The 14,253-nt window shown below is 57.7% G+C and carries 12 protein-coding genes and 1 pseudogene; 3 read left to right on the top strand and 10 right to left on the bottom strand.

Going from position 1 to position 14,253, the window contains the following annotated elements:
• Positions 1-380 precede the first annotated feature (380 nt).
• The 4 genes and pseudogenes from ABNX08_RS24285 to ABNX08_RS24300 form a co-directional block, all read right to left on the bottom strand.
• Positions 381-1,223 carry a hypothetical protein gene (locus tag ABNX08_RS24285; RefSeq protein WP_022538246.1) on the bottom strand — a complete coding sequence of 281 codons (843 nt, stop codon included), beginning with the start codon at positions 1,221-1,223 and terminating at the stop codon, positions 381-383.
• On the bottom strand, positions 1,220-2,449 hold the full coding sequence (locus ABNX08_RS24290; RefSeq protein WP_022538247.1) for a methyltransferase domain-containing protein: 1,230 nt from the start codon (positions 2,447-2,449) through the stop codon (positions 1,220-1,222). Before ABNX08_RS24290 ends, ABNX08_RS24285 begins: the two co-directional genes overlap by 4 nt.
• A gap of 5 nt (positions 2,450-2,454) precedes the next feature.
• The gene (locus ABNX08_RS24295; RefSeq protein ID WP_041682018.1) at positions 2,455-3,228 is read right to left on the bottom strand and encodes a phytanoyl-CoA dioxygenase family protein; all 774 of its coding nucleotides are present in this window, start codon (positions 3,226-3,228) and stop codon (positions 2,455-2,457) included.
• A gap of 357 nt (positions 3,229-3,585) precedes the next feature.
• A pseudogene (locus ABNX08_RS24300) lies at positions 3,586-3,696 on the bottom strand (ferredoxin--NADP reductase); the annotation flags it as partial.
• Positions 3,697-3,699: 3 nt separating this feature from the next.
• Between ABNX08_RS24300 and ABNX08_RS24305 the strand changes: the two are divergent.
• Positions 3,700-3,906: a hypothetical protein gene (locus ABNX08_RS24305; protein WP_022538249.1), complete on the top strand. Its 207-nt coding sequence runs from the start codon at positions 3,700-3,702 to the stop codon at positions 3,904-3,906.
• A 304-nt stretch (positions 3,907-4,210) separates the two neighbouring features.
• Here ABNX08_RS24305 and ABNX08_RS24310 read toward each other — a convergent pair whose 3' ends face one another.
• From ABNX08_RS24310 to ABNX08_RS24325, 4 genes are all read right to left on the bottom strand, one after another.
• Positions 4,211-4,825: a YdcF family protein gene (locus ABNX08_RS24310; RefSeq protein ID WP_022538250.1), complete on the bottom strand. Its 615-nt coding sequence runs from the start codon at positions 4,823-4,825 to the stop codon at positions 4,211-4,213.
• A gap of 25 nt (positions 4,826-4,850) precedes the next feature.
• A complete protein-coding gene (iscB, locus tag ABNX08_RS24315; protein ID WP_022538251.1) occupies positions 4,851-6,224 on the bottom strand; it encodes an RNA-guided endonuclease IscB in 1,374 nt (457 codons plus the stop codon).
• Positions 6,225-7,568: 1,344 nt separating this feature from the next.
• Positions 7,569-8,375 carry a nucleotidyltransferase domain-containing protein gene (locus tag ABNX08_RS24320; protein WP_022538253.1) on the bottom strand — a complete coding sequence of 269 codons (807 nt, stop codon included), beginning with the start codon at positions 8,373-8,375 and terminating at the stop codon, positions 7,569-7,571.
• 672 nt (positions 8,376-9,047) lie between these two features.
• Entirely contained in the window at positions 9,048-9,461 is a 414-nt protein-coding gene (locus tag ABNX08_RS24325) for a hypothetical protein (RefSeq protein ID WP_022538254.1), read from the bottom strand.
• 779 nt (positions 9,462-10,240) lie between these two features.
• On the opposite strand from ABNX08_RS24325, the gene ABNX08_RS24330 reads away from it, so the two are divergent.
• Positions 10,241-11,185 carry a LysR family transcriptional regulator gene (locus ABNX08_RS24330; protein WP_022538255.1) on the top strand — a complete coding sequence of 315 codons (945 nt, stop codon included), beginning with the start codon at positions 10,241-10,243 and terminating at the stop codon, positions 11,183-11,185.
• The gene (locus ABNX08_RS24335) at positions 11,182-11,397 is read left to right on the top strand and encodes an EexN family lipoprotein (protein WP_022538256.1); all 216 of its coding nucleotides are present in this window, start codon (positions 11,182-11,184) and stop codon (positions 11,395-11,397) included. The genes ABNX08_RS24330 and ABNX08_RS24335 overlap by 4 nt, the downstream gene beginning before the upstream one ends.
• A 365-nt stretch (positions 11,398-11,762) precedes the next feature.
• Here ABNX08_RS24335 and ABNX08_RS24340 read toward each other — a convergent pair whose 3' ends face one another.
• Both ABNX08_RS24340 and ABNX08_RS24345 read right to left on the bottom strand, forming a co-directional pair.
• The gene (locus ABNX08_RS24340) at positions 11,763-12,233 is read right to left on the bottom strand and encodes a S8 family serine peptidase (RefSeq protein ID WP_349605023.1); all 471 of its coding nucleotides are present in this window, start codon (positions 12,231-12,233) and stop codon (positions 11,763-11,765) included.
• Positions 12,234-12,422: 189 nt separating this feature from the next.
• A complete protein-coding gene (locus tag ABNX08_RS24345) occupies positions 12,423-14,249 on the bottom strand; it encodes an ABC transporter ATP-binding protein (protein WP_022538258.1) in 1,827 nt (608 codons plus the stop codon).
• Positions 14,250-14,253 lie beyond the last annotated feature (4 nt).

Below are 14,253 nucleotides of genomic sequence, written 5' to 3' on the forward strand. Positions count from 1 at the left end.
TTGCCCCTGCGGTCCCTACACGAGGAGCCTCATGGGAATCGGCGTAGGCCACACCATTGCGATAGTCATTAGGAGAAGATGAGCGCGAAGGGCAGGCCGCCTTACGAAGGTGGCCCCCTATCCGACCTCAGTTCAGTTCTCTGTTTCAGGATGTTCCAGCCGGGACAGCGCCGCATGCCGCGCTTCATGCGCGAAGGCTATGGGGATCATGTCCATCAGCGCATCCTTGCAAGACGCCGGGCGCTAGAAAAAGATCGATTCGATGTCCTATGCGCGTCGCCGCAATGGAAAGCTCAGGCGCCAGTGAGGAAAAATCGAAGTCCTCGGCTCGAGAAGATTGGCAAGCGCCCATAGAAACCGGGGGCATGGCACGATGGGTGCTATGGAAGAAAAATGTGAATTCCGCTTGCATCATCCCGTCTCTTGAGGTCAGCGCCGCCGGTGAGGCTCGATGCCTCGAAATTCCGGAGCGCGTGCAAGAGCGAAGGTAGTCCATGCTGTACAACCAAATGCATGGCCTGCTCACTGGTCATTAATTGGTAGGTATCCCAAACGCGAGATAGGCCGTCGCTGCCCAGAATGATATGAGCGGGTGTCGTAATCTTTCGTTCCTCCTCCACAGCGTTCATCGCACTGGCCGGGTTCAGGGTAAGCGCGGTACTGCACTCGCCCTTTTGCTGTTGGAGTCGACGTTGCCATAGATTCACCAGCGTGTGACCCCGGAATCCGGAGTACGGCTTCCAGAGATCATAGCTTGGTGGCGAATGTGACGGCCGAGGCGAGTGGTCCGAGCTAGGAATGGGGCCTTGCAAGATTTCCACGAAGCAATCCGCATAGCGATAGACGAACATGCTTACAGGTACTTTCGTTCGGTCAATCTCCACGAACGTGGCGGCGGCAACAGGCCAGCCCCAAATCGGCTGGGCATCGCCTCCGTCGAGGCGGTATTCGCCCTGGAGAACCTGCAGACTGTTGCACAGTTGCGCCTTACTGAACGGAGTGTCTTGAAATTGCTTTTCCAGCAACTGGCTGAGCCGTCGCGCGAACCATCCGGCGTCAGTGACGTCTTCGTAAGTCTTGAAGGGCGCAGCGGTGACAGGGGAGGCGCCATCAATCGCCCAAGCTAGCATTGAGCGCTCGCGCAGGAGATAGCCCACTACGTCCTCCGTCGGAATGTGCTCGTAGATGCCTTGTGATACTTGGGAGACCGTCGCCTGCATCATAGTCTTTCTCCTCGTATGGAAATGGCCAGTTGCAGCGTGCGTAGCCCGCCGGATATCACGGTGTCATCCATAAATTCTTGGATGAGCGCTTGAGCAATAGCGTCCGCGCGTTTCTCTGCAATGAGTCCTTGCTTGACGAGCTGAGGCCGGAACTGTTGGAAGGACAAGTAGACGACTTCCTTGTGTTCCTTCTTCCAGACCGTAGGCTGGCTGAACCTGGCTTCTTTGATATTGACGTCCAGACTGGTGATGATCGCCCAAATGTCCTCAATGCAGTCATAGGTGATGCCATTCCTCCAGCCGCAGGCCATCATGACGGCATTCGCCTCCGCGAATGCCGATACCGTCGGCACTGAGAACAGACTTGCCAGCGATGGCTCCTCGATGACCAGGGTTCCCTCCGGGGCCAGCTGTTTAAGGAGCGCCCGAATGGCATTCGCGCGTTTTTTGATATGCAGCAGCGTGAATCGGCAAGTAATGAGGTCAAATACCCCTACCGACTTAGCGATGCTGTTGAGCTGCGTGACATCCCCGAGGCGAAAAGTGACATTGGTCAAGGCTAGCCGCCGAGCGGTAGACCAAGCCAGGTCGACTTGCTTCGGACTGTTATCGATACCCAGTACCGTAGACTGCGGACTACTGATGGCCATCCAACATGCAATCTGTCCGTGACCAGAGCCGACATCCAACGCGCGTCCCTGATCTGGCAGATATCGACTCAAGAAATCTTTCGTAGCTGGGTCGTAGATCGATGACATGACTTGAAGACGCTGTCGATCTGACTCACCAGTATGAAGCGGGTACGTCGGCGCAGCTTCCTGAGACAGACCTCCGACATGCGAATGTTTCACGCGAGACGAGGCTAAATCTTGGCAGAAATCCCAGTAGTAGGACGGGAGAATCGCCGGCTTTTCAGCCGAGATATCTATCCATTCATAGGCCGTATGTTCTTCACTCAATGTCAGGGCTTGTCCGGCAAACTCGCATAGAAAGAACACAAGCAAGACCCGTCTGTCCGGAATGATCTCGCAGGATCTGCTGCCGAGATAGACCGTCGAGGTGACATCCAGGCCGCACTCCTCCCTTACCTCACGTACCAGTGCACGCTCTAACCCTTCCCCGGGCTCGGGTCGTCCTCCCGGTAACTCCAACTCGTTGCGCGGATTCCTGACGAACAGAATCCCTCTCGGTCCAAACATAATCGCTTTTACGCTCACGGGTTCCATTCGTGCTAGCTCCGTATGGCCGGGTGGCCTCTCGCGTAAGCGGGTGCAGCAACCAGTTGCCGCTGCCGCGGTGTAAGGCGATCCGGGGAAAAAGACTGTGCGCCAGCGACCGAATGGTTAGGCGTGGCCGGCAACGCCGTAGTCTCCTGATGCGCGGGAGGCTTCCTGAAATAGGAATGACTGTTCATATAGCGCGCAAACACCGAGCGTCGTCGCCCGGAGTCGACCACCTTGCAGGTGCCGTGGACAAGCGCTTCGGAGAAAATTACGGCATCCCCGGCCTGCAGGAAGACGTGCTGCAACAGGGGGTTGTTTGTGAGGCTCCGGTAGCGGTCTGGAACCGGAAAGTTTGCGCGATGCGAACCTGGGATGCAGCAGAAGTGATTCTCGGTCCCGCCGATATCAGAAACGGCATATTGGACTGCGACAAGCCCGCTGTGGATACGGTGATTCCGTACCCAGTAATATATCCCCTCATCGAACATATCGGCCTCATGGTGCAGATTGCCACCACTACTGATAAACCGCTCGTCGACGCAGAACATATGGTCGAGGCGGAATCTTGACCGATAAATGATATCGAGGAAGCGGTAGACCGCATCGAGGTCAATCAGTGCACGCCATTCCTCGCCCCAGTCGAAGTTAACATCATGCAGAAAATGCGTGGTGAGATGCTTTGACCAGAACTCCTGCAGGCGCAGAAGATGGGGCTGCGTGATGGCCGCAGGGATAATGACATATCCATTGAGATCGAATTCGTAAATTTGTTCCGGGTTCATACTCTTCACCCTGCTAACCGTAGGAATCATTCATCTCGTCGAGCCTGAATTGGTTCTGCTCGGTGGATGGAATCTGAAGCGCAGCCTTTCCGTGGGATTTCACAACCCGAACTGTCGGTCAGTGACTTCGACTTCCGACAAGTATTCCCTCTGAAGTCCGATTCAATCGCTCCCATCCAATGGACTGACGGGTTGGGGATTGAGTTCGAGAGAAATTCATTCCCGTTCCGTCTGGATTTCTTGGGGGTTGATCTGGAACGTCTATGAAATGAGAGCGATCGAGCGGCAGAGTACCAACCACGTGTGGGCAATTCCTTCTCTGGACGGTCCTCTCCGAAGGTGCTATGGATAGGGGAACATGAGCGACAGGAACGGGGCCAGGCCGATGCCGGTGGCCAGTAGCCACTGGGTCTTGCCCGGCAGCAGGTTGTCGACCAGCAGCGTGCCGTTGGGCTTCTTGCCGACGAAGGTATGGTCGTCTTCCCGATGGTGGCGACTCTCGATCCGGAAGGCGGCATTGCCTTCGAAGCCAGCATCTTCGTGGCAGTGCTCGGCGCGTCGAATTACACCTACGCGTGCGCCACCCGCGCCCAGACCACCATCAACTGTGGACTAGAATTAATGCAATTAATCGCCAAGTTAAACCGCAAACATAATTCCGGAGGCTCCCATCAATAGCGGGCAACCAAAATTTCATGATCGCGAAATAGCCCGTCTGCCAGGCTATTTTCCGTGCCCCAGCCGATCCGATGCCGCTCCTGCGTGGCCTGGTGCCGCGCATCTGCAGCTTCTCAATCTGCTCGTGGACCGACTGGACAGTGCCGACCAGCGGGGTACGCGTGCGCAATCCGTTGCGTTGGGCGCTAGGATCTGGCCGGCCCTGCGAAGCAGTAGGGCGGCGAGCGCGATTTCGGCATGGCCAGCGCCGATGATTCCAACTTTCATCCGCAGTTCCTCCATCGAGCATTTCCAAGGCTAGCTCTTACAATCTGAATCTTCTGTCAATTACCTCGACCTCCGACAGGTAGCCCTTCTTGAGATAATCCTTGATCTTCCTTCTTTCTTCCAGAATACGAGATCTAAGGGATGACGATTTCCACCATTGAACTCGGTCGACGCCGAAATAGTTGACTGTCGCGCACGAAACACGTTCGATTTCAGGCCACTGCTTCTTGATGGTCATGACGTACCGACGCTTCGCGTAGATCTTTCCGATCAGAAGTAGTTCGTGAAGGCCGCGATGATCCATCATGTTACGTGTATTTCGAACATTCTCTCCAGTGTTGGATGATTCTTCTTCCAGTACGATTCGCGCCCGGCTTAAGCCGGAGGAAATCAGCCTATCGGCGATTTCGCTCGCCTCGCTGATCTTGTGGCCTCGAGTTGTTCCTCCAGCTATGACTAGAGTTTCGTAGTATCCAGCATGAAAAAGAGCCAGCGCGGCTTCGCTCAGCTCGCCTTGGGCGTGCCGACTACCAAACATGAGAGCAAACTGGCATCCGCAAATCTCCGTTTCAGGGGATATGTAATCAATCAGCCTGATGCGGTTGCTGAATTTATTCTCGGAATGTGAAGTTTCAGTATTTTCGGTAGTCATCAGTTTGCGCGAGAAACCTCGGCCTTCAGGCCGGGGAGGGATAGTGCGCGACGCGAGGCGTCGCCCCTTTCTCGCTCTCCTTTGTTGTTTGCGCTACGAATTGGTATCCATATCCGTCGCCGCGCTGGATGACTTTGCAGTGCTTGTGGGAAATGCCCTGCACGGCGCCAGCGGCAGTTTGGATGTTGAAGGAGCCAGTCGCCCTAATGGCGACCCGGCCAACATAAGTTCCGGTCTTCTTGCCGGTCGGAACGATTGCCTTGACCATGTCGCCAGTCTGAAACCCGAACGCGCGCTTGTTTCGCATCAGATACCCGCGCGGGAATCCATGAGCGGTAAGTCGGGTGCGTTGATAGCTCCCGCGCCCGGTGCACTTGATACGTAGCACCGACCGTTGCCAATCGAGGACGGCATGCACTTCCCCAACACAGGCGGCATCGAGCGCGTGGGACTTGGGAATTTCGAGACGCCGGCGGTTGTATTTCGTCTGTCCGCCGGATCCGGTTTCAACTGAGAGGCCGCAGGAATTCAGAGCATCCAGAAGCGCAAAGCGGGTAGCATTCACGGCGGCGGCGTCACGCAGCGGTGCTTTTGCGCGAGCGAGGATCCGCTTGGCGCGCTCGGGGTCCTTGCACAGGAAGATCTCTAGCGGTAGTTTTCCCTTCTTCTCATTGCACGGCCGGCAAGCGAGCGTCAGGTTGGAGATGCGATTGGATCCGCCGTTGGCCTTGGCGACGATGTGCTCCGTTTCCAGGGGGCGGTCAGGTGCATCGCAGTAGGCGCAGATCCGGCCGAACTTCTCCAGCAAATACTCCTTGACCTCGTAGCCAAGTAGAGTTCCCTGCTGGTACTCGACGCCGGAGATCTCGGGATTTTCCACCGCCTGCATGTCAAATCGCACCAGTTCCATGCTCAGGGCGGTGATGGGCGCGAGTTCGATGAAGCGGCGCACCCACGCTGCGGTCGTGTCGACGCGGTGACGCAGACTCGGAGCAAGCCAGCCCTTTGGCTTGCTCCGGTTGTCGAAGCGGGGAGCGCGGTAGCGGGTCTTGCGCCCGCGACGGGCACGCCGCATTGATCGGCGGGCCGTCAACGCCTCGCTGATCTGACGGCCGCGGTGAACGATCTCGGCCAGCGAAAGCACGATCGCAGTCCTTGTGCCGTCGGTATCGTGAATCGTTTCACGAACGATAGCCACCCCGGTCTCTTTGGAGCCCGGATCCAATTTGAGGCGCAGCGGCTGGAGTTCGCAGTCATTCAGGCGCCGGTCGGTCAGCCGGATTGTGAACGGCATCAGTCGATGCACCCGTGCGCGGCGGCGCTCGAGCAGCAATCGCGCCCGCTTCTCACTACACGGCATCAGCGGCCTGCTGTGCCTGTCCAACACAAAGACTGCCATCGGCAATCTCTCCTATATGGTTGCCCTTACGGGCCCGGTTACGCCTCCCTTGCGGGAAGTCTCCCTTCGGCAATGTTGCGAACCGGCGATCTGCCCCGATCCGTTTCGTGCTTACCCTGTCGCTTGTCTGCAACCGGGGCTTCGAGAGGTTGGGACTAAGGAAGGATCCCAACGTCGGTCCTGAACCTATTCGCAACGTAGCGGGTTGGTTGCCGCTTTGCCTGGTCAACCCGAGCTTGTCAGTCGCATTTCAAGCTCCGGCCTTCAGGCCGGGGTAGTTGACCATTGTTGACATGCTTCATTCATCTAGTTCAACGCAGCTACTACGGGATGGGCGAAAATAGTACAGACCGAATCCGAAAGTATGACTTGCAATTACATTAGGGAGCCAGGGCCTCATGTGGTCTAGTGAGTGCTACGAATTGACAAAATGGAAGTCGAGTGAGTTCCGGGGATATTTATTCCTATTCGGTCCGAATGATTTCGACTTCAATCTGGATCTGATCACAGCGGCAGTGATGGTTGACGCAACGGCAAGCATCCCGACGTACTGCAAGGTAAACGCCACGATTTCGCCTTCTCTCGCTATTCAGTTAGATTCAGGGCGTGGTGTTGAGCGGTTCGGGCGTTCGTGCAGAGGGGTATGCAATTGCCCAGAGCAATGGAGGGCATATCGGGACCTCAGCGGCGGATGCATCGTTCGCTGCCGACGCATATCTGGCCGATCTGCCTCGATTCAGCTCGAATACACGTTCGACGGCCGACACAGCATTGAAGGGCACTACCACGACCAAATCCTTCAAGGCGACCTCCGGAAGGCCGCGGCTGCCGGAGCCGGGTTCGATTGTCCCGCCGGCCATGGATTCACCCAGCGGGGTGCCTCCATCCACGCCGAACAGGAGGTGGTCGTTGAGCCCGGTGGAAATGGCCTTCTAACTCGAAAATCTTCCGGCGGCCGGTAACGAACCTTTCAACACGGAGGGCGTGCAGGGTCGCCTCCGTCCAGGAGTTGACGAAGCGCGTCCCCTCGGCACCCGGGATCAGGGTCGCGAGCCGCGCTGCCAGTCGTTCGTTGTCGGAGGTCTCGTACTGGAAGCCGAATACGCCTTCGTCAGCTTTCCGCATGGCGGAGCGGGCGAACGGCGGGGTGCGGCCTAACAGGAGCGATCCCCAGCCCATAATCCAGTCCAACATCTCGCGGTCTCTTCCGCCCAGACCCTGGAACTACGCGCACGTGCCACTTTGACCGGGCCACTGTACCTGAATGCGTTCCAGGCGGACATGACGTCACCTGAGATCCGAGCCCGCTGGCCCACGGGAAGAAGGGGCTTTAGTGAACATCCGCTACTGTTGGTTGGTCCGCCAGTGGCGTGAACGAGAAGCCAGGAATTCCTGGACCTGTGCCAGGCTCGGTTCGAGCATCCGCAGCTCATCCGGCAGGAATGACGACCCGGCAAGCTTCGCGGTGGCGCAAAATAGCTCGAGACCTGCCTTGACTCGGACGGAAAGACGGGCCTCCGTCAGTCCGATGGCGGTCCTCAGGAGTGTGGACCACCTGGAGGCTGAGCCCACAGCAGCCGTGATGTCATCGACGACGGTGTTGTCGCTGCCCTCCAGGACCCTAAGGTGCAGCTGCGCGACCCGCAACATGCCCCAGGAGCAACCATGGACTGCCTGGAGCATTCTTCCGGAATCGCCGGATTCGAGCCCGGCGACGCCCTTGTGCACCTCTTCCAGCCAGCCGATCAATTCTGAGGCCGCCTTACGATGCGCGCTGAAGATCAGCTCGTCTGTCCACTCGAAGTTCCGGGCTTTGTCCAGCAGGTCTCGCAGGAACCCGTCGTGGTCGACCAAGGGGACGGAATGAGTCAGGCCAGTGAGATACCGGCAGGCGCTCCGCGGGTCGACAAGGATCCCGGTCAGCGTCTCACGGGGCTGGATCTTCAAGATGACCAGCCTGCCGCGGTGGCGGAAGATCCGCTGTCCACCGGACTGTATGTCCGCAGAGCTGACGATGAGGTCCACGTCGCTCTGCGGCGTCGCATTACCCCTGGCAAAGCTGCCCGTCAGCAACACGCTGACGGTAGCCTCATCATACTTGCGGATGCCGATCGCCAGGACGAGATCTTGTATGTTGAATGACTCATTCATTTCTTGCTACCTGACGCAGTCGACGGCTGAACGCAGCCACGGCGCGCTCCTTACGAACAAAGATTCCCGGCTCTAGCAGCGCCGTGAAACCGAGGGCTGGTTTGGCGAAGCTAGGCAGCAGATGGACCGGGCCGCTCGTTGGCCAATGAGGAACCGACGATGCTTGCACCAGCTTGGACCTGAGGTGGACTCGGGCTTCTGTGGCCCGCTCGGTCGAACATAGGACGAGCTCGGCAGCGAGATGCGGCCCCTCAAGCAAGGGCCTTTCAGGGCCAAGTCACCGCATAGCACGAAGAAGTGCGCTTCGTCGCCAACCGCTCCAGCGCTCAGCGAACGTTCCACGCACGCCTGCATGGAAGCGCAAGTCGCTCACCGCCGCGAAGCGAACACGGGACACCTCGAACCCGTCGTCGACGCTGCTCACAGGAGTTTCCCGAAAATGTGGTGATGCTCGATGTCGTCAGGCGCTGATTTTGCCTTTTTCTTACGGAGGGGGGCGACTGTACGCGGGAATTCCGGAGAAGGCCTTTTAGAACATCCTTGTAAGACCTATGTATTGACGACTACTGGTCGCACGAGTTCGGTAGATACTTATTCATTTGTACTTGAATATTTCTAATATCGATCTGGCGTTTCATGTGATAAAGATTCATGGATCAACCGTTCTTGGATCTATCGAGTTAAGGGGTGTGGAACAACACAGCGTCGCAAGGTAGGGCGCCCGATCACGTAGACCAGATGCATGCGATCGTCGATGATCGCCTCGATTTGGAACTCGTAAGGTGGAATGCAGTACATGTTGGCGTGTCCATACGTGGCGCCGCTCACCAGTGCCTCCACCGCAACCCAGAAATCCTCATGCACTTCGCGTGACGGAGCGGGGAAGTCCAGTACCGTGCCGGCAGTGGTTCGCGGCTGCCAGATGACCGCGTAGCCAACTTCCGCCGCCCAATGGGTGACAGCAAGGTAAGTGGAGCGACAGTGGGCGTCTGTCACACCAAAGGCCGAAGCGTTTTGGGGCGACACGAAGCAGGCTGCCAAAGATGCAATCGCCAGGATCCTGCCACGTGACATGCTTGATTTCATACTCTGCTGTCTATTCGGAGAAGAGAAACATAAGTCCTTAAAGCTGACGCCAGCGCTTCTTGATACTTTATTGATCTTGGCCTTGAATCCTACGAGCTGACAGAATGATCCTCCACTGAGTCGAGATATTTATTCCCGTTCTGTCTAAATGATTTCGATTTCTGTCTTTATTTTTCATGTGATGAAATATTACGAATCAAAAGGTAGATGAGTAATCAAAGGAATCGATCTTCGTGAGAGTATGAGTAACGTTCCTTCTCAGCTACCTTGCTTGACCGGAGATCGATCTGCATCCAACGTCGAGCATCTAGGTCAAATTTTGTCGTATGTCGGCAATTTGGGTGGGGTGGTGCGCGATCGCAATGAGTGCTCAGTGAGGACAGAATTATGCGTATCGCAGGATTCTGTTTCGGTGGGCTGCCCTGAAGACAGGGGGTTCACATTTCCGCTTGAGAGCCGGACTGTCCGATTAGGGAAAAATACTTCATTCAATCGGGACCTCTAGCGTTTGCAGCGTCATATGGCGGATCGACCGAAGCTCAAGTCATTGGTGCGTCCTTGAGGCGCGATGAGTCAGGTCAAAGCGGAGGCCCGACCTCGGTTCCTCCTTCCTGAGGACTATATCGCGGTCGACTGTATATCTGGCGGCCGCCTTTGCTCGTTTATTAAGAGGTGCCCCATGCATGAAGATCAGTACTATCGGCCCCTGATGAATCGCTTCTATCCGAATGCCTCACCCGGCGGGAGAGCGCATGCGTAGCAGGTCAGTGAGAGCTAGGATGGAGCTGCGTCATTTGCAGTGCTTCCTGGCCGTTGCAGAAGAGCTTCATTTCACAAGGGCGGCCGAGAGATTGCATATCGAGCAGTCGCCACTATCTCGTGCCATCAGGGAGTTGGAAGAAGAGCTAGGGGTGCAGCTCTTCGTGCGCACCACCCGTAGTACGCGGCTAACTCGTGCTGGTCAGCTGTTCCTGAAACACGTGCCGAGCATCTTCGCCGCTGTGGAGCGCGCGCGCGACAGCGTGCAGGCAGTCGCTAATGGTTTTCACGACCAGTTGCGCATCGTCTTGTCCGACTGTTGCGCTCGATCACGTCTACCAGCATTGCTTGCGCTGTGGCGGGAGGAGGACCCAGAGGTTGAGGTTCGGCTTTTCGAAGCGCCGTTGTCGCAGCAGATCAGGGGACTGCATGATGGTCTTTACGACGTCGGATTCTCCCTAGCCAACGAAGTTGGCGATGGCATCATCGTGCATCCCCTTTGGAGCGAGCCTCTGGTGGTGGCGGTTCCGCCACGTCATCCGTTACTTGCCTATAGACTTATTCCACCGGAAGAACTGCTGCGCTATCCGTTGGTGCTTTTCGATCCGCAAGCGTGCGAGGGGCATGCTCGTCTGGTCGATCGTTTGCTGCGCCGACTGGATCAGGAGCCGCTGGTCGCGGACCGGGTTTCATCGCTCGACTTGATGATGACGTTGGTATCTGCCGGCCTTGCATTGGGCCTGACCGGCGCGTCACAAGTTTTCGCGAGCAGAGAGTCGGGGGTGGTGGCGCGGCCGCTGGCGGGGCAGGTGCCCATGGTCACAACCTATCTGCTGCATCTGGATGCAGAGCCATCAGAGACCTTGGCTCGCTTCATCGAGCGGGCCAGCGCTATCGATTCTCAGGCATGTGTCGAACCCTTCTTCGATTCCCGATCTGACGTCGAGGAGGACGTCGCGCCATGAAGAAGACCACATCGGCATTGTTCGCTCTCATTTTGGTGGCCTGCGGTCGTGCTGGGCCGGACACGGTCGAATCCTTGGCCGCGAATCCTGAGCGACTCAGCGAACTGCGCCAGCAATGCAAGATGGATCGCGCAAGGCTTGGCGATGAGCTCTGTAATCGCGCCGCCGAGGCGACCAATCGGCGTTTTTTTGGCGACGGCAAGACGCCGTAGACTCCCCCGAAGGAGTCTCCCAGATTCTGATCGTTGGCACCTCGCCACGATTCATCCGCTTTTTCGCTTTGTACGCTGCGGCACGCTTCTGCCTGCGGTATTGCATCGGTGTTCGCCCAGGCGCGAATTCTTGCTTTTTTCTCGACCTTTGTTCCGATAACGGTCTTTGACCGGTCCTTGGTGAGAACCCAACCTCATGCCTGAGGCACGACGTCGTGCCGATTTTGCGAGGTGTCTGTGCAAGAGAGGGCGAAGACAAGGATGGAAGGTCAAGGCGTGCTGCTTGGCCAGATTGCCGTTGTACTCGGCATCGTGATCGCCGGCGTGTGGACCGCGACACAATGGACGGCCGCCGCCCTGGGCTATCAAGTAAAATGCCGGAGGATGACTTCTCGCGACTTGTGTTGATGCAACGGTTGGCGTGCTGGCTGCAGGGGACGTGGGCGACGAAACGCCGCCACCACCCGTGCAGAATCCGCCCTGGGATTCCCATCCATGCTACTCGGCAGGAACCGCGACGACATCGTAGGCAGCCTTCGCGCGGATGATCCCGGCAACCCGAGTGCTGATCGAAGCCAACCAGGCCGATGCCTTTTGCGGTGGCTTTCAGGGCCTTTGGCCTCATCCTGCGTCAATGATGGCTTGGCCTTCTTCATCAACGCCACCACGCCCGCCGCGATCGGGGTTGCCGCCGAGGTACCGTCATCGCTTGTGGAGAAGCCGGTGAAATTCGTGATCGAGCAGAAGTCCGGCTTGTTGTCCGGGTCGAGCGCGGCCGGGCCCTGGCTACTGTAGCCAACGGACTGCTCGTTCATGCTGGTGGCACCTACGGTCATCACGCGGATGACCGTTCGCGCCCCATCTCTAAATCAGGGCGGCTGGACGAGGATGGCGTCGAAGTCGTCAGGACTTCCTGCACAGCCAAATTCTTGATGCATGTCTTGCAGATTCGGCAGACAGGATCGCATCGAACGGACGGTACGGCCGCCTGAACACGCGTTTCCGAGACGAATTCAGTGGGGGCGTCATCGGTCCGATCTCTTCGACTTCCTCCCCGTTAGCACATCAAACCGGCGTATTGCAATAGGTCCCTCGGGCACGCTCTCCTGATAGAACATGGCTTGACTATGAAACATCCGCGCATACTTCCCGTTTCGCGCGATGAGTTCCTCGTGAGACCCCTCCTCAATGAGACGGCCGTTGTCAAGTACGACGATGCGATCAACGAAACGAGTCAACGCGAGGCGGTGGCTGACGATGACGGTCGTCCGTTGCTCAGCGAGCTCGAGAATGAGCCGCATGATATCCGCCTCGGATTCCGGATCGAGCGCTGAAGTGGGTTCGTCGAAAACGAGCAGGTCGGCCTCGCCGGCATGCGCCATTGCACGTGCGATTGCTAGCCTTTGCCACTGCCCTCCTGATAAGTCGAATCCGCCTGCCATCTCGGTGGTCAAAGGCGTACCCGGGTGGCGAATGAGGAACTCGAGGCCAACTGCCTTCAGGTACTCGTGGGCTTGCCGCATGTCGTGCTCGACGAGGTTCTCGCGCACGTCGAGTGGAAAGCGCGAAAAGTCCTGAAACACGCCGACCACACGCGGAGGATGCTGGGCCGCCGACCACGCCAGCTCGCCCGTCGTCGGCTCGTAGAGCCCGCTCAACAATTTGAGCAGGGTCGTCTTACCGGCACCGTTCTCGCCTACGATCGCAACGACCTCTCGATCGCGAATCTCCAGGTTGATATGATCAAGGGCCGAGCGCTCGGCATCGCGGTATCGCAGACCCACGTTGCGCAACGTCACGCACGGCGCGGCCACCGACGTTTCGCGCACTGGCGGCGTCGGGCGAGCAGGGGCGGCGGCCGGCTTTTGCTCCGCAGCGTGAAGGGCGATCAACTTGCGGAATGGGCGAATGGCATAGGAAACGCGTAACAGATCGCCGATGTTGTAAATGATCGCGGCCAACCCGTCCTTCAACTGAACGAGCGCTCCGAGCAGGAACGCGAGCTGAGCGATGCTGAACTTGCCGATCTGGAATCCGTCGATGACGACATAAAGCGGTAGACCGATGCAGACGCTCGCCGTCAGCGACGTCGCGGCGAGCTTGAGCGCGTTGCGCGTGCGGACTCGCTTGATGGTCTCGAGATAGTTGTCATACAGACCCTGCCACGTGTCCAGCAGGCGCTCCTGCATTCGATAGATGCGCAAGTCCTTGGCGAATTCGGGCTGCGTCAGAATCCGCTCAAGGATGCGCAGCTCGTTGAACGTCGCCGCATGATGCTCCTGTACATCCCAGCTTTCGCGCTCGGCCCGCGCGCGGAACAAGACGGTCGGCACCATACCGGCCAACATCAGGATGGGAATCCACCACGCCGTCTGCGCCGTCAGAAGCAGGATAGGAACGATCATCACGGTCCCGACGCACACTGCATACAGATGCAGGACAAGGTCGCCAATCTGGTCGCTCGCGTCAGTCGCGAGGATCGCCGTTTCGCGCAGATCGGCGTCTTCGTGTATGCTGAGATTCGGAAACGTCGCGATGATCGAATTCACCTCCCGCTTCAGCAGAATGCGGGCCGAATCTCGAAGCGTGTCCACGATGAAGCTCGATATCGCATTCAAGCCATCGTGAAAGCCGCCAAGTATGAAGTAGGCGATGACGAGCGTCATGACAGCGGCTACGGCTGCGTTGGACGTCAGTCGCTCGATGAACTGCGCGTTGATATAGAGCAGCACGCTCGGTATGACGCCGACGATGAGGTTCGACGCAATGGCGAGGCACAGTGTTCGTGGCGCCGCTCGCCACAGTAGTGACAGTGTATCGCCGAGATTGCGCAAGATCTCCCAAGCTTGCATTGGG

This window comes from Cupriavidus sp. DF5525, from assembly GCF_040149425.2.
GTDB lineage: Bacteria > Pseudomonadota > Gammaproteobacteria > Burkholderiales > Burkholderiaceae > Cupriavidus > Cupriavidus pickettii_A.